The sequence below is a fragment of the Pseudomonas sp. D4-21 genome, from assembly GCF_051132125.1.
In the GTDB taxonomy this organism is placed as follows: domain Bacteria; phylum Pseudomonadota; class Gammaproteobacteria; order Pseudomonadales; family Pseudomonadaceae; genus Aquipseudomonas.
This window is the reverse complement of the sequence record NZ_CP071664.1, coordinates 5,564,182-5,580,063: the sequence shown is the minus strand read 5'-3', so window position 1 is coordinate 5,580,063 and position 15,882 is coordinate 5,564,182. Positions and strand designations below refer to the sequence as shown.

The following is a 15,882-nucleotide window of genomic DNA, read 5'->3' as shown; positions in this document are numbered from 1 at the left end:
TTCTTGTAGTATAACTACAAGCCTGCTACATCCCGGCACCTGCCCATAACAAGAGTCCAGCCCCTTGAACCTGTTGCAACACATTGCCCAGTCACGCCACTTGCTGCGCAAATCGGAGCTGAAAGTCGCCGATCATGTACTGCTTGATCCCGCGGCCGTGATGCACAGTTCCATGGCCGATCTGGCCCACAGCGTTGGCATCAGCGAACCAACCATCGTGCGTTTTTGCCGGGCTATCGGTTGCTCGGGTTTCCAGGACTTGAAGCTCAAATTGGCGCAAAGCCTGGCGGCCGGTGCCAGTTTCGGGCAGTTCGCTATTCATGAAGACGATTCGGTCGCCGACTATAGCCTGAAAATTTTCGACACGACGCTGCACACCCTGATGGAGGTCCGCGAGAAACTTGACCCGGTCGCGCTGCAGAAAGCCGTGACGGCAATGTCCCAGGCCCAACGTGTCGAGTTCTACGGGTTCGGCGCCTCGGGTGCGGTGGCGGCCGACGCCCAGCACAAGTTTTTCCGGTTGCTGCTGACGGCGGCGGCTTATTCCGACCCGCACATGCAGGCCATGTCGGCCGTCACGTTGAAGCCGACCGACGTGGCGATCTGTATTTCCCAGTCGGGGCGCTCCAAGGATCTGTTGATCACTGCCAATCTGGTGCGTGAAAGCGGCGCCTCGCTGATCACCTTGTGTCCGAGCCAGACACCGCTGGCTGAGCTCTCCACCGTGAACCTGGCGATCGACGTGCACGAAGACACGGAAATCTATACGCCGTTGACGTCGCGCATTGCCCACCTGGTGGTTATCGATGTGCTGGCGATGGGCGTCGCCATGGCGCGTGGCCCAAGCCTGGTCAACCACCTCAAGAGCGTGAAGCGCAGCCTTCGCAGCTTGCGGTTGTCACCCAAGTCGGTGAAGGCGCTGGACGACTGAACGCGGCCTTGGAAGTCAGGGCTTTTGGGCGAGGGAGCAAGCTCCCTCGCCACGGGGCATTTGGCCGAATTCATCGTTCTGTAACGCTCGCGCCGCCAAACCGTCATCCCTCACCGTCATCGTGAAGCTCCCGTATACGTCTTGGGAGTCTCGACATGACCCAGTCCTACGAAGAACGCAGCGCCGCCAAAACCCGTCGCCAGCAGGAAGACCAGCGCCGCATGGCGTTCCGTCGTGCCATCGAAGACCGCTATGAGCAGCGTCAGCTCCTGGCGCAAATAAGCGAATATCCTGACCTGATGGAAATCAATTACTGGCAGGCAACGCCGGCGGTTTCCCGTCGAAACGCTCAACCAAGCCGATGATCTGCGCACGTTCGCCGCGAACGAATGCCAGAAACGCATGAGCCACCGGTGACAGGCGCTTGGCCCGGGCCTGTACAAGGCACCAGCTGCGATACAGCGGAAGCTCCTCCACCGGCAACTCGATGAGCGCGCCCGACGACAATTCCCGGCTCACGGCGTGGCGCGTCAAGAGCGCCACGCCCAGCCCGGCCACCACGCATTCACGCTGGGCTTCGGCAGACGCCACCTCCAGCGTCTGGGTGAAATGCACCCGTTTCTCCTTGAAATATTCCTCACAGGCCAGCCGCGTGCCTGAACCCGGCTCGCGCAACAGCTGCGTATAGGGTTCCAGGTCTTGCAAGCGCAATGAGCCCATGTGGCACAGCGGATGATCGGGCGGCGCCACCGCAACGATGGGATTATTGAGAAACGGCAGAAACTCCAGGCCCATGTCCTGGGGCACCATGGACATGATCACCAGGTCATCCCGGTTATCCGAAAGCCTGCGGATGACTTGGCCGCGATTGACCACCGTAAGGTTCAGGTTGACCTCCGGATGCTGGCGCTTGAACGCGGCGAACAGATGCGGGACGAAGTACTTGGCGCTGGACTCCACCGCAAGCTTCAGCTGGCCTTGCAGCGAGCCCTGCATGTCGGAAAGCTGCATATCGAGGTTTTCCAAACGCCCGAAGATATCCCGGCTGGCGCGTTGCAGCGCTTCGGCGGCTTCGGTCATGTAGAGTTTTTTGCCGACATACTCAAACAACGGCTGGCCGATCAGCTCTTCCAGGGATCGAATCTGTAGGCTAACGGCCGGTTGCGTGAGAGACATTTCATCCGCCGCACGGCTGTAGGACCTCAGATCGCACACCTCATTGAAGATTTGCAGCTGACGCAACGTCATACGCATCAATGACTTACGCATTTTTCAAGCACTCTGGTCCGAGACTGATCACCCAACTATAAGTGTTTGCTTATGCGTGACCCAATAATTATTCATTTTTGTTAATCCCCAGCCAGGACTAGTGTGGGGCTGCGACCAATTGTTACATCTGGTCACGCGTCGGCCTGGATCCCAGGCCGTGGTATCACCGGCTCAAGGGAACCTCCAATTGATAACAAAGATCCTGATCGCCAACCGTGGTGAGATTGCCGTCCGCATCGTGCGCGCCTGCGCCGAGATGGGCATTCGCTCGGTCGCGGTCTACTCCGACGCGGACCGCCATGCGCTGCATGTCAAGCGCGCGGACGAGGCCCACAGCATTGGCGCCGATCCGCTGGCCGGTTACCTCAACCCGCGCAAATTGGTCAACCTCGCCGTGGAAACAGGCTGCGATGCCTTGCACCCCGGCTATGGCTTTCTGTCGGAAAACGCCGAGCTGGCAGATATCTGCGCTGAACGCGGAATAAAATTCATCGGTCCGTCGGCGGAAGTCATTCGGCGGATGGGCGACAAGACCGAAGCGCGCCGCAGCATGATCAAGGCGGGCGTACCGGTGACGCCAGGCACCGAAGGCAACGTCGCGGGCATCGAAGAAGCCCTGGCCGAAGGCGACCGAATCGGTTACCCGGTAATGCTTAAGGCTACGTCCGGTGGCGGCGGTCGGGGTATCCGTCGCTGCAACAGCCGCGAAGAACTCGAACAGGCCTTCCCGCGTGTCATCTCCGAAGCCACGAAGGCGTTTGGATCGGCGGAAGTGTTCCTCGAAAAATGCATCGTCAATCCCAAGCACATCGAAGCGCAGATCCTGGGCGACAGTTTCGGCAATGTGGTGCACCTGTTCGAACGGGACTGCTCGATCCAGCGCCGCAACCAGAAGCTGATCGAAATCGCCCCCAGCCCGCAACTGACCCCCGAACAGCGTGCCTATATCGGCGACCTGTCTGTGCGCGCCGCCAAGGCTGTCGGTTACGAGAATGCCGGTACCGTTGAGTTCCTGCTCGCCGAAGGCGAGGTGTACTTCATGGAGATGAATACCCGGGTCCAGGTAGAGCACACCATTACCGAAGAAATCACCGGTATCGACGTGGTGCGCGAGCAGATTCGCATCGCCTCCGGGCTGCCGCTGTCGGTCAAGCAGGAAGACATCCAGCACCGCGGCTTTGCGTTGCAGTTCCGCATCAACGCCGAGGACCCGAAAAACAACTTCCTGCCCAGCTTCGGCAAGATCACCCGCTACTACGCCCCGGGTGGCCCGGGCGTGCGCACCGACACGGCGATCTACACCGGTTACACCATTCCGCCGTTCTACGATTCGATGTGCCTGAAGCTGGTGGTCTGGGCGCTGACCTGGGAAGAAGCGATGGACCGCGGCTTGCGGGCCCTGGATGACATGCGCCTGCAAGGGGTCAAGACCACCGCCGCGTATTACCAGGAAATCCTGCGCAATCCGGAGTTCCGCAGCGGCCAGTTCAATACCAGCTTCGTTGAAAGCCATCCGGAACTGACCAACTACTCGATCAAGCGCAAACCCGAAGAGCTGGCCTTGGCCATCGCCGCCGCCATTGCCGCCCACGCAGGCCTGTAAGGAATCATGACAATGTCCAAGAAGATCCACGTAACCGACACAATCCTGCGCGACGCCCACCAATCGCTGCTCGCCACTCGCATGCGCACCGAAGACATGCTGCCGATCTGCGACAAGCTCGACAAAGTCGGCTATTGGTCGCTGGAAGTCTGGGGCGGCGCAACCTTCGACGCCTGCGTGCGCTTTCTGAAGGAAGACCCGTGGGAGCGCCTGCGCCAACTGCGTGCGGCGCTGCCCAACACCCGCCTGCAAATGCTCCTGCGCGGCCAGAACCTGCTGGGCTACCGCCATTACAGCGACGACGTGGTCAAGGCGTTCGTGGCCAAGGCTGCGGTCAACGGCATCGATGTGTTCCGTATCTTCGATGCGATGAACGACGTGCGTAACCTGCGGGTCGCCATCGAAGCGGTGAAGGCTGCCGGCAAGCATGCCCAGGGCACCATCGCCTATACCACCAGTCCGGTGCACACCATCGAAGCATTCGTGGCCCAGGCCAAGCAGATGGAAGCCATGGGTTGCGACTCGGTGGCGATCAAGGACATGGCCGGGCTGCTGACCCCCTACGCCACTGGCGAATTGGTCAAAGCCCTGAAAGCCGAGCAATCGCTGCCGGTCTTCATCCATTCCCACGACACCGCCGGCCTCGCCGCGATGTGCCAGCTCAAGGCTGTCGAAAACGGCGCCGATCACATCGATACCGCGATCTCCAGCTTCGCCTGGGGCACCAGCCATCCAGGCACCGAGTCGATGGTCGCCGCTCTCAAGGGCAGCGAATTCGACACCGGCCTGGACCTGGAACTGCTGCAGGAAATCGGCCTGTACTTCTACGCCGTTCGCAAAAAATATCATCAGTTCGAGAGTGAATTCACCGCGGTGGACACCCGCGTCCAAGTCAACCAGGTTCCGGGTGGAATGATTTCCAACCTGGCCAACCAGTTGAAAGAGCAGGGCGCACTGAACCGCATGAACGAAGTGCTGGCGGAAATCCCACGAGTACGCGAAGACCTCGGCTTCCCGCCGCTGGTGACCCCGACCTCGCAGATCGTCGGCACCCAGGCGTTCTTCAACGTATTGGCCGGTGAGCGCTACAAGACCATCACCAACGAAGTGAAGCTCTACCTGCAAGGCGGATACGGCAAGGCACCTGGCGCGGTGAACGAGAAGCTGCGTCGCCAGGCCATCGGCAGCGAAGAAGTAATCGACGTGCGTCCGGCCGATTTGCTCAAGCCGGAAATGACCCGGTTGCGTGGTGAAATCGGTGCCTTGGCCAAATCCGAGGAAGACGTGCTGACCTACGCGATGTTCCCGGACATCGGGCGCAAGTTCCTCGAGGAGCGTGAAGCCGGCACCTTGACCCCCGAAGTACTGCTGCCTATCCCAGAGGCGGGCAGCGTGAGCTCCGCTGGCGGCGAAGGTGTACCGACCGAATTCGTCATCGATGTCCACGGCGAAACCTATCGCGTCGACATCACCGGCGTAGGCGTCAAGGCCGAGGGCAAGCGGCATTTTTATCTCTCCATCGATGGTATGCCGGAAGAGGTCGTGTTCGAACCGCTCAATGAGTTCGTCAGCGGCGGCAGCAGCAAGCGCAAGCAAGCCACCGCGCCGGGCCACGTCAGCACCACCATGCCAGGCAACATCGTTGATGTGCTGGTCAAGGAGGGCGACGTGGTGAAGGCCGGCCAAGCAGTGCTGATTACCGAAGCCATGAAAATGGAGACCGAAGTCCAGGCCGCCATCCCAGGCAAGGTCACGGCGATTCATGTAGCCAAGGGCGACCGGGTCAATCCGGGCGAAATCCTGGTGGAAATCGAAGGCTGATCCGAACAGCCGCGATATAACGTTTTACCTCGGGGGAGCAGGTGCTCCCCTTTTTTTTGCCCGTTAGAACGCCATCCGCCATTGCCCGGTCAACGCGCCGTTACGGTTGTCCTGGCCCGTTTCTGCGCTGTAGCTCAACCCCAGGGTGTGACGTGGCGACATGGCCAGGTCCAACCCCGCTTGCAAGAGCAGGCTGTCCCGGTCCAGTTCCACCCCTTGGATGATGTAGGTGCTGCCACCGTTAGCCAGGCGTTGATGGGAGCTGCCCCTGATGTCGCCGTATAGGTGTTTCCAGCCGACATCCACGCGTGGCGTCAACCGCATGCCTTGGTCGAACGCAAAAGGGAGGGCGATACGCAGGCCGAGATCGCTGCTGAAGTGTTCCTGGCTCTGGTCGTGGTATTGCAATGCAGCATCGCCACCTTTTTCTGCATAGGCGTCGCGTTGGTAGCGTTGGTAACCCACCTGGATGTAGGGCTCCATATCGAAGTGTCCGACGTCCAGGTTGTAGCCGACCTGTCCAAAGATCTGTTGTGTCGTGGCGTCGTAGCGACCCTTGAGGTGATCCCTGAAACCATTGAACGCAACATGGCGTTTGGTGCTTCCGTCATGGCTGCCATAAATGGCACCCAGGCGCAGGGCCACTGGCCCATCCTGGCGCAAGGCATAGGCACCCACCAGCCAACTGTCGAGCGCGCCGTCGAATTGATAGCTGTCCAGCCGTGTCTGGGTTTTGCTGCCGATGACGCCCAGGCGCCAATCGGGGCTGACGGCCCAGTCGGTTCCCAGCATCAAACCTTTGGTCGAATGCTTCAGGGCAAAGCTGCCCAATTGCTTGGCGAGGCTGCCGTTGTTGCCGATGGCCTGGACCCAGACCTGGCCATTGCCATGCTCACCCGTCGGGTTGTTCCGGCCCATGGCGGAGAGCATTCCCGAGCTGATCGGTGCGACGCTGCTTAAAGTAGCACTGCCCAGGTCTGCCGTGTCGTAACCGCCCAGTTGGTCGATGGCATCGGCGGCGGTGGCCATGTTGGTACCGAGCAGGGCATTGATGGCGGCGTTGGGTTTGGGGTTGGCTGCCACTTTCGCGGGTTCGTTGGGATATGACTCGGGATGACGGGTTTGCGATTCTGTGGCGGATATTTGTTCAGCGGGTAAAGCGACGACGGGGCCAGCCTCCGTTGCTTCGGCATGGTGTTCCACGATACTGCCTATAACCGCTTGGCTATTAACCGTGGGCGCGATCTCGTTGGGCACCTTGTCCTTAAGCGCAAGGGTCAATCCTACCTCTCCCGTGGCGTACTCAGGTGTTGCCGTCATCAATGCCAGTTCGTTGATGACGTTCCCGAACTTCCCTTCGACTTTTTGCGCTTTTATCACGACGTGTTTGTTCTCAGCGATGGACTCGCCCGACAGAGACGTGATCTTCAACGTCGCATTGCCTAACGTCGCGGTACCGCCAACCTTGATCGTGGCGCCGCCTTTCTCCGTGTCGACTGCATAAGCCAGCGTCGCGCTTTTGGACAGCTTGAGGTCATGGGTAACCGAGGGGGCACCCATGACTGGAGCGACTTCGATCAAACCCGCCACATCCAGCGCGTCGACCGTCCCGTTGCCGCTGAACGTGCCGTTTTTTCCAACGAACACAGGCCCGGTCACGGTACCTGGGTTATGGAATACGCCAAGCACATGCACCGCGCCCGTTATCTGACCGGTGTTGGCCAGCTTTGCCTTTGAGTCAACCAGGCTTGCACCGGTGAGCGCGCCACCGTTCGACCATTCGCCTTGCTTGAGGTATAGATCGTTGAAGTTGCCGGTTGGGCCGATTACGCCTCCCTTGCTGATATCCAACTGCAGAACATTGGTACCGCCGCCGCCGTCAGTGGGCCCGAAAAGTTCGCCTTGCTTACTGACAATCACCAGGTCATTGCCGTCGCTCATCGATAGGGGCGCTTCCTGCGCCTTGATGACCGGTTCGATGTTTGTATCCGGCGCCGCCGCGAACGCCTTGAGCCTCGCCTGCATCTTCGCGGTTGTTTCAACGGGGCGGGCGTCCTCGGTAACTGACTGGGCCATCGAAACCTCGGCACAGCCGAGGGTCAAGGTTATTGCCAAGGCAAGATGGTGGGGCAGGAATAGGTGTTGGGTAGGCATTGAATGCGACCTGTAGTGGAGAAGGTCGCACTTTAAAAATTCACCGAAAGCGGCGATGCCAGCCATCTTCTCGCCGCAGAGGCGAATTGGCGGATGAAGAGCGTAGGCCGGTCGTGCTCGGTTCCCTCCATCGTCGCGATGGCTGGCGGAGCCTGTAGCTTTACCCTACAGCAGGTTCATACACGATCGATCAGCTGCGCTTTAGATAAGCCTTTCCATAATGCCGCTCCATCCGCGCTTGAATCAGCTCCAGCGCAATGGACATCAGCCAGTAGATAATCGCCGCCGTGGTCAGCATTTCGATATAGCGATAGCTGGAGCGACCATAAGATTGCGCCAGGAACATCACTTCCCAGACGCCCATCACCGAGATCAGGGAGGAGTCCTTGAGCATGGAGATGAATTGGTTGGTGGTCGGCGGGATGATGGTGCGCATGGCCTGGGGCAGGGTGACGCGCCAGAAGATCACGGTTTCGCCCATGCCCAGGGCGAGGGAGGCTTCGCGTTGGCCGTGGGGAACGCCGAGGATGCCGGCGCGGAAGATTTCGCTCAGGTAGGCGCCGTAGTTCAGTGACAACGCGATGATGCCGGCGGCAATGGCGCCAGGAACGATGCCCAGCTGGGGCAGGCCCAGGTAGATCAGCAAAATCTGGATCAACAGCGGGGTGCCGCGAAAGAACGACGCATAGAAGCTGGCGATGCCGAACGCCACCGCACTGCTGGACAGCCGCGCCAGCGCGGTGATGAAGCCCAGGAGTGACGACGCGACGATCGAGCACAGGCACAGGAACAACGTCAGCACCGCGCCCTGCAGGAAGCCGTTGGGGGCCAGATGCAAACCGAGCAGGTTCGGCAGTTTGTCGAGGATGATCGAGAACTTCAGGTCGAAACTCAGGAAAAAACTGGCGAACAGCACCAGCATGACCGCCCACGTCACGTACAAGCGTGTGCGAAAGCCGAAGATTTTATGCAGGCGCGACTCAGTCACCGGTGGCGGTAGCTGGACAGGAGGCGGAATGGAAGTCATTGGCTGATGTCGGCGCCGATCCATTTTTGCGAGAGCTTGCTCAGGGTGCCGTCCTGTTTCAGTTGGGCGAAGACTTCTTGCACTTTGCTGTTCCACTCGGCGTCACCCTTTTCGATGGCGACCGAGTTCGGCTCGGCATACAGCGCTTCGCCAGCGAGTTTGAAGCGCTTGTCTTCGGTCAGGCGTGGCTGAGCGGTCACCAGGTTGGTCAGCACCGCGTCCAGGCGCACTCCGGCGCCCAGGCCGAGGTCTTGGAACGCCACGTTATCGGTGTCATACGGGGCGATCTGTACGTTCTCGAACGGATAGCTCAACCGGGTATCTTCCGCGCCTTCAATGACCAGGTTCTTGTTCAAGTAGCTCTCATAGCTGGACGCGCTGGTCAGGCCGACCTTCTTGCCGCTCAGATCCTTGGCGCCATGGATGCTGTCGTCCTTGGCATTGACCACGATGACCGCTGGCGAGGCGTAGTACTGCACCGGGAAATCGAACACCTCGGCGCGGGCCTTGCTCGGTGTCATGGAGCAGATGCAGATATCGTAGCGCCCGCTCCAGCGACCGGTCGCAATCACGTCCCAGGACGGCGTTTCCAGGCGCAGCTTCACACCCAGTTTCTGCGCGACGGCCTTGGCGACGTCCACGTCGAAACCGTCAAGCTGGTTCTGGTCATTGAGGAACGAGAAAGGGGGATAGCTTTCCATCAACACGCCGACGAGCTCTTTTTTCTGTTCGATACGATCCAGGGTGATACCTGCGAGCGCTTGGGAAGACGCAGCCAGCAGACCCAGGCCCAGGGCCAGCAACGGTTGAAATTTCATGGGCGATCCCTGGTTGAAAAAGAGGTTGTGATTGGCGAAAGAGTGCGCATTAAATAGTTATAAGAACTACTCCGGTAGTGAGTATTTTTCATAAGCTTATGAGTGAATCGCATATGGGCGTAGCAACAGTCATTCTCGATGGTGGCATGGGCCGTGAATTGCAACGCCGTGGCGCGCCGTTTCGACAGCCCGAGTGGTCGGCGCTGGCATTGAGCGAAGCGCCCCAGGCAGTGGAAGATGTCCATGCCGCTTATATCGCCAGCGGCGCCAACGTGATCACCAGCAACAGTTACGCCGTGGTGCCGTTCCATATTGGCGAGGCGCGTTTTGCCGCCGAAGGTCAGGCACTGGCGGCTTTGGCCGGTGAACTGGCGCGGCGGGCGGTGCAGGCTTCAGGCAAAACCGTACGAGTGGCCGGGTCGCTGCCGCCGCTGTTCGGTTCCTACCGTCCCGATCTGTTCGATGCGTCCCGTGCAAGTGAGCTGCTGGCGCCTTTGATGGCGGGACTGGCGCCCCACGTCGACCTGTGGCTGGCAGAAACCCAAAGCTCAACGGTCGAGGCACGAGCCATCCGTGCCGGGATCCCACGGGATGGCAAGCCGTTCTGGCTCTCGTTCACCTTGAAAGACGAGGACACGGATGAAGTGCCGCGCCTGCGTTCCGGTGAACCCGTGGCGGATGCCGCGGCCGTCGCAGCGCAGCTGGGCGTCGAGACGCTCCTGTTCAACTGCAGTCAGCCGGAGGTGATCGGTGGCGCCATCGATGCCGCGCGGCAGACGTTCGAGCGCCTGGGCGTGAAAATCCACATCGGTGCCTACGCCAACGCGTTTCCGCCGCAGCCCAAGGAGGCGACCGCCAACGACGGGTTGGACCCATTGCGCGACGACCTTGATCCACCGGGGTATCTTCAGTGGGCAACGGACTGGCAAAAGCGCGGGGCCAGTCACCTGGGGGGCTGCTGCGGAATCGGGCCGGAGCATATCGCCGTCCTGGCGCGACGATTGGGTTGAGAGGCGTGGCGGTTGGCCGAGGAATTGGCCGACCGCTCGTTCATCCCCGCTTACGATTTTTACCCAAAACGACAGCGACGCCATACATATGTATGGCCGTGCTGCGCGACTGACGCGTTAGGTTTCCGGACTTTCCAATCAACCCTTGGACAGTCCAATGCCCTCTGATTCGACAAATCAACCCAGCCCCCTCCCGATACCCAACGCGGCGCCATTGAGTGGTGACCGCCAGCCGTCCTGCGAGCCTGTACCAACAGAAACGCTCATGCCAGACGGCGACCTGAGCGCCGCCGGCAAAGAGCAGCTGCGGCAATCAAAGCTGCTGGACGCCAACCAGAAGAGCCTGGCGCTTCTATTCGCCGGCCTGCCGAATTTCGATTCGGTGATCAATAATCTGTTGGTCAGCTCGATCAAGAAAAAAATACCCGAGCGTAAGCTCCGTCCATCGCTGCTTGAACACATCGACCCTGATCATTGCTACGTGAATCACTTCGCCATCGATCCGAATGGCGGGCGCGCGTTGACGCACTCGCAGAGTTTTACCGACGTGATGCGTAGCAGTTTGAAAACCGATACGCCGCCCACCTATACGGCCGGTGCCGTGGGTTTCTACATTCGCCCGGATACCGTGGACGAAGCTGACAGCATTTTTTCCTCCCCTGCGGATAGCAAAATCCTACAAGCGATGGAGTCGGCGTTTTACATAGCTGGCCCGACCACCAACGAGACGGTGAGGCAGCAATTGCGTGACGACCTCAGTCTCTTTCGCAACAGCGAGCGCTGGGCGGGCATCCTCGACAGGGCAGGCTCATCGACGGCGCAAGCGGTTTTCGCTCATCTGCTTTCAAGGCGCTTCCTGCACCTTTGCAGCCTGTACAAAGCCGACCGCAAGCCGGCTGCCTCACCGAATGAGCGAACGCAGCAGGCCGAGGATGACCGCCTGTTGAACATCATCAGCACTCACCCCTCCATGCTCGACAGGGGGCGCTTGCAGCGAGCGCCCATCCCGCATGTCTATGCGGTCATGCTCGATATGGGGCGCGCAACGCCGCAGCAGTGGGCCGCCGCAATGGTGATCAAACAAACTGAACGACAACGGTTGTTTTTATATTCCCTGGAAGGCGGCTTGCAGGGCTTCCCGTCCTTCGAGGCAATGACCGCTGCGGTGAAGCCGCTCTATGACGGGCAGGAACGCACGATCCTGAATATTTCCTCCGAGCTGTCCGAACATGTGTTTGAAGTGGCGGCCTCGGCTCTTTTCCAGCGGCAAAGCGCAGCGCTCGAGAAATTCCTGAGCACACCCATCGACGGGACGATGACCTTGGAAGCTTTTGCCCAACAGGCAGAAGAAGCCCTGAGTCTGCCTGTGCTATCGCTCTCCGGGCCATTGGCGGTGCGTCGGTTGACCCGAGTCGAAAACAACCGTCCGGTCTTCTACGCATCCGCGACACTGTCTGAGCAAGCGACCTATCGTCGTCTGGAAGCGCAGGTGTACCAGGGGGTTTATGAACTGAGTGGTCGCGTCCAGTCGCTCGTGCAATTCACTCAGGAGAAGATCAAGCAATACCTTAAGCAAACGTTGCACCCGGCCATTAAGCCCGATCCGGATCGGACCCAGGTGACGCTGTCTTTTGGCAACAAAGCCAACCCAAGACAGTCGCGCACCGTCAGCCTGACCCAGCTGATGCTAGATAATCTCCGCCCGCCAGATTATCCGGAGGCAATGAGCGAAGTGTCGACGGTCTATCTTGTCGATCAGCACTGCCAGCGCATTCGACACCCGGATAATGACGTTCCGCTCACCCTGACCGGGAGCGAACTCGCCCGCATGGCCAAGAGCCTGGATGCCGGCGGCAACTATGAAATCCTGCTGCGAGAGGAGATGAACAAACCGCAATACAAGGCGGCATGGCAAGCGGCGTATCTGGCGAACTTGAAGTTCAAGGGCTACGAGGCCGGGCTGAGGGGCGACAGCGTGTTCAAGGCTACTGGCCTGGACAAGACCGGCAACCCACCGAAGCTGCAAAAGCTGGTGCCTCTCTGGTTGGCCGCCGTGTTGAAGTCTCCGATGGCGGAGGCTCGTGCCCAAGTCTTCGGACGAAGGGTGCATGTCCATGGCCTGCTGCTCGGAGGAAGCGTGGGGGCGGGAGGGCAGCATGGAACGATGGGCAACGCCTTCAGCGTGGATGGCGCGCTGATTTTTACCGATCAGCTCGGACCAGAAATCAAGGGCCCCGTCGGGGTGTACTTTCCAGACAGCCCTGATGGCGACGACTTCCAGGAATTTTCCGATCTGGGTGAGGGCGTCGGGAAGCTTCTGCCGCAAGAAAAATGGCAGGCGTATTTCCGCTCGCGGATTTCCGCGCCCGATGCTGACGAATTGAAGGGTTCATCAGCGCAGCGGCGCGGTCGGCCGTTGATTCGGGGCTGCTTGATTACGGGTGACTTGTTGGAGGCGCTTCATCGAGCTTATGTAGATTTTCATAGCGCCCATGCCGATCACTTGTCCAACAGCAACCTGGACGTCCAGCGTCACTACGCTGTCCGGGTGTTCTTGATGACGGTCGGTATTCTGTTGGAAGTAGCAGGTGTGCTGGCGGTGCCGGGTGTCCAGCTATTCAAGCGAGCCGTGAGAACCGGCTCGTTCATGCTCAGGAGCGGTGTGGTTCCTCGGGATCTCGATACCTTGGTCTTCATCGACAAAGTGGCTAACCGTCTTGGGCAGGGCGGTGCCCACGGATGGATGATCCCATCACGAGGCCAAGCCTCGTTTTTGGCGGTGAAAGCTCGTCAACAGGCAGACGAAGCGTTGGCCGGATTGCCCCTGGAGGACGCGATCTATCATCGTTACGCCGTTAAGGACACGGCTCCGATCCGAGGGCTGACCCCTGATGCCCAAGGCTTCTATCGTCCCAGGCTCAACAATGACGGCACGGCACAGGTCTATGTGCGGCAACCCGACGGGACGGTTTTTCGCGTACACGATCACACGAAGATGACCGCCACCGAGGCCACGATCGTCGATCCATTGACGGGTCTGAGTATCCGTTCCAGTGGTGTGATGAGAAGTACCGTGGCACGCATGCCCAATGGCGAATGGCGCGCCGTGGGATTCGGCCAGGGCGGGGGTAAACGGCCTTCCCAAACGCCGCCTCCGTCGGGCCCTTCCAAGCCCAAGGTCCCTGCCCTGACTGACCCGGGTATCGCCGACGCCGTTCGTACCTTGGGCAACTGGGACAACGAGATCATGGACCTGGTCCCCTCCATCATCACGCAGGTACCGAGTTGGCCACAGAGTCGCAGCTTGTTGATCATTGATGAAGTATCCGCCAGCCGCGCATGGTCAGTGCGCTACACCCCAGGGCGGGACGAACGTGTATATCCAAGCAGTGTTCATCCCGACAGAGCGAACACGGATGTTGTCCTGCGGCGCACGGGCCAAAATCATTACAGCCTGGTCTTGGGCAATCGCGTCATGGAGATCACCGCCGACGGTGACTGCTTTTTTAACGCCGTTGCTCGCGGCCTGAATGATGGGAGGCTACAGGGGGACTTCTCGATAAGAGGGCTGCGTAATGCCGCCGCCGATTACATCGATCAGCACCCCAATATCCGTAGTTTTCTAACGCCGCAAGTCTCCGGGATACGGCAGGCGCTTGTCGATAATGCGCCAACGTTGGAGCAACTTCTGGGAAAGGCGGCGGTGCTTGACCTGACGCAAATTATTCATGGGGCCCCCAATCCGCATCGCTTGTTCCAACCGATCATGAACTATTTGCGTTCATACGCCGAAGCTTCGCTGCGTGACTATTTGCGAAATGTACAATCCTTGAGCTTGCCTCCGGAAATGCTGCATAGCATCGCCAGACATTTCTCGCCACGAACGCCTGGCCAATTGATACAGAGCGATTTTCCTTTTTACCAGGCCAACGAAGACGACCTGATCAAGTTTTTCGAGGACATATTATTGGGTCCAATTGTTGATCGAGAAATTCTCGAACTGATGAACAACGAATACCTCATGCTCTCCCAGGACGTCTTGCACATCATGCTTGAATACGGCCTGAGGGCCCGGGAGCTGACCGATCACCATCCCCGGAATCTCATGGCCTACGTCAAGTTTGACCAGGCCTTGCACGGCGAAATGAGCCATGAACAGTTGGATGAGCTGGTGGGGGATGCTTATCTGATAGATCGGGGTGACCTCAAGGATGTCCAGCGCAGACTTGAGCGCGAAACAGGCAAGCTTGTTAGTGACGATGCGCGGTTGATGGATCAGTACATTTACTATGACCGCGCCGAAGACCTTGTCGACTTGCTCAGGGTAGCCCTTGGCCGGTTTCCCGATTTGCTCAGGCGCGCCGAAATCGCTTTGCAGTCCCCAGTTATCACTTCCAACCTGGGCGGCATGCTGCCATTGAGCGTGGTGTCGCAGTGGATACGCGATCCGAGCCTTACCGATGGGCGGCTTCGGCTCATTGCCGCCTATACCACTACTCGTTATACGGAAGTCGTGATTACCGGCGATATCGATATCGGTTGGATGCGGGCGTTTGACGACGATAACGTCCGGGACATTATTTTCCATCAGCGGCCGTTGGTGAACTTCATGCGATTCATTGGCGGCGTGCGCGGGAACCTGATGGACAACGATCTACCCGCCGTCGCCAGACTGTTCAGCACGCCAGGAAATCCTCCTTCTAATAGCCGGGTCTCTTTGTTGTTGCAAACCCCTGCCGTCTGGAGCTCGATTCACAATATGGCCGCAATCACAGCCGAGGGGGCCAGAAGCCTCTGGGACGATCTGGTCAGCGTGCAATACAGCGACGACCTGATTCGCGAAACGCTCCAGCGGCCTGGTTCGCTGGCGTCCGAATCGGCTTTCGCGGGCGCGTTGGTGGACAGCCTGCTAAACGAGGAAGCTCGTGCGCACCAACTGCTTCTGGGGACTTACGCAGTGAGCCAAGGAGAGGCCCAGCAATTGCTGCGGCGCTTCAGGTTTTCAGGCAACCGGGCGGAGCACAGTCGTCTGAGCTTCGCACGCTACCTGAGTCATCACGGGGGAATACCCGAATGGGCCTGGCAGTATGCCAACGAGGGCGTGACACCCGAATCCCTCAGTCGATTTCTAACCACGAGACGACCACCAAAAGCGGAGTGATCCAATCGCCGTCGCGTGGCTGGCTCGCGATGGCAACCCTGCGGAAACACGTATTCACATATGCACGTGGCTGTCCAAGGTTGCCTAT

At 59.4% G+C, this 15,882-nt stretch carries 10 protein-coding genes; 6 read left to right on the top strand and 4 right to left on the bottom strand.

The genetic code is table 11. The features are described 5' to 3' along the window. The first annotated feature begins 64 nt into the window (after positions 1-64). Together hexR and J3Q04_RS25235 are read left to right on the top strand one after the other, a co-directional pair. On the top strand, positions 65-931 hold the full coding sequence (gene hexR, locus J3Q04_RS25240; protein WP_003187110.1) for a transcriptional regulator HexR: 867 nt from the start codon (positions 65-67) through the stop codon (positions 929-931). A gap of 155 nt (positions 932-1,086) precedes the next feature. Further along, positions 1,087-1,296: a PA3496 family putative envelope integrity protein gene (locus tag J3Q04_RS25235; RefSeq protein ID WP_434561552.1), complete on the top strand. Its 210-nt coding sequence runs from the start codon at positions 1,087-1,089 to the stop codon at positions 1,294-1,296. Here J3Q04_RS25235 and J3Q04_RS25230 read toward each other — a convergent pair. Further along, positions 1,238-2,200 carry a LysR family transcriptional regulator gene (locus J3Q04_RS25230; protein WP_420766104.1) on the bottom strand — a complete coding sequence of 321 codons (963 nt, stop codon included), beginning with the start codon at positions 2,198-2,200 and terminating at the stop codon, positions 1,238-1,240. The genes J3Q04_RS25235 and J3Q04_RS25230 overlap by 59 nt on opposite strands. 187 nt (positions 2,201-2,387) lie before the next feature. Between J3Q04_RS25230 and J3Q04_RS25225 the strand changes: the two genes are divergently transcribed. Together J3Q04_RS25225 and oadA are read left to right on the top strand one after the other, a co-directional pair. Then, entirely contained in the window at positions 2,388-3,803 is a 1,416-nt protein-coding gene (locus tag J3Q04_RS25225; RefSeq protein ID WP_420766105.1) for an acetyl-CoA carboxylase biotin carboxylase subunit, read from the top strand. A gap of 12 nt (positions 3,804-3,815) precedes the next feature. Further along, on the top strand, positions 3,816-5,624 hold the full coding sequence (gene oadA / locus J3Q04_RS25220; RefSeq protein ID WP_305497698.1) for a sodium-extruding oxaloacetate decarboxylase subunit alpha: 1,809 nt from the start codon (positions 3,816-3,818) through the stop codon (positions 5,622-5,624). A 63-nt stretch (positions 5,625-5,687) separates the two neighbouring features. Here the strand turns inward: oadA and J3Q04_RS25215 are convergent, their stop codons facing one another. From J3Q04_RS25215 to J3Q04_RS25205, 3 genes are all read right to left on the bottom strand, one after another. After that, positions 5,688-7,778 carry an autotransporter outer membrane beta-barrel domain-containing protein gene (locus tag J3Q04_RS25215; RefSeq protein WP_434608767.1) on the bottom strand — a complete coding sequence of 697 codons (2,091 nt, stop codon included), beginning with the start codon at positions 7,776-7,778 and terminating at the stop codon, positions 5,688-5,690. Between the two features lie 190 nt (positions 7,779-7,968). Continuing rightward, complete coding sequence (locus tag J3Q04_RS25210) at positions 7,969-8,805, bottom strand: amino acid ABC transporter permease (protein WP_434608769.1); 837 nt, start codon at positions 8,803-8,805, stop codon at positions 7,969-7,971. After that, positions 8,802-9,623, bottom strand: coding sequence for an ABC transporter substrate-binding protein (locus J3Q04_RS25205; protein WP_434608771.1), 822 nt, complete (start codon positions 9,621-9,623; stop codon positions 8,802-8,804). The genes J3Q04_RS25210 and J3Q04_RS25205 overlap by 4 nt, the downstream gene beginning before the upstream one ends. A 113-nt stretch (positions 9,624-9,736) precedes the next feature. Here J3Q04_RS25205 and J3Q04_RS25200 point away from each other — a divergent pair, with 113 nt between their 5' ends. After that, the gene (locus J3Q04_RS25200) at positions 9,737-10,633 is read left to right on the top strand and encodes a homocysteine S-methyltransferase family protein (RefSeq protein WP_434608773.1); all 897 of its coding nucleotides are present in this window, start codon (positions 9,737-9,739) and stop codon (positions 10,631-10,633) included. A 265-nt stretch (positions 10,634-10,898) separates the two neighbouring features. Further along, the gene (locus tag J3Q04_RS25195) at positions 10,899-15,794 is read left to right on the top strand and encodes a dermonecrotic toxin domain-containing protein (RefSeq protein WP_434608775.1); all 4,896 of its coding nucleotides are present in this window, start codon (positions 10,899-10,901) and stop codon (positions 15,792-15,794) included. The last annotated feature ends 88 nt before the right edge of the window (positions 15,795-15,882 follow it).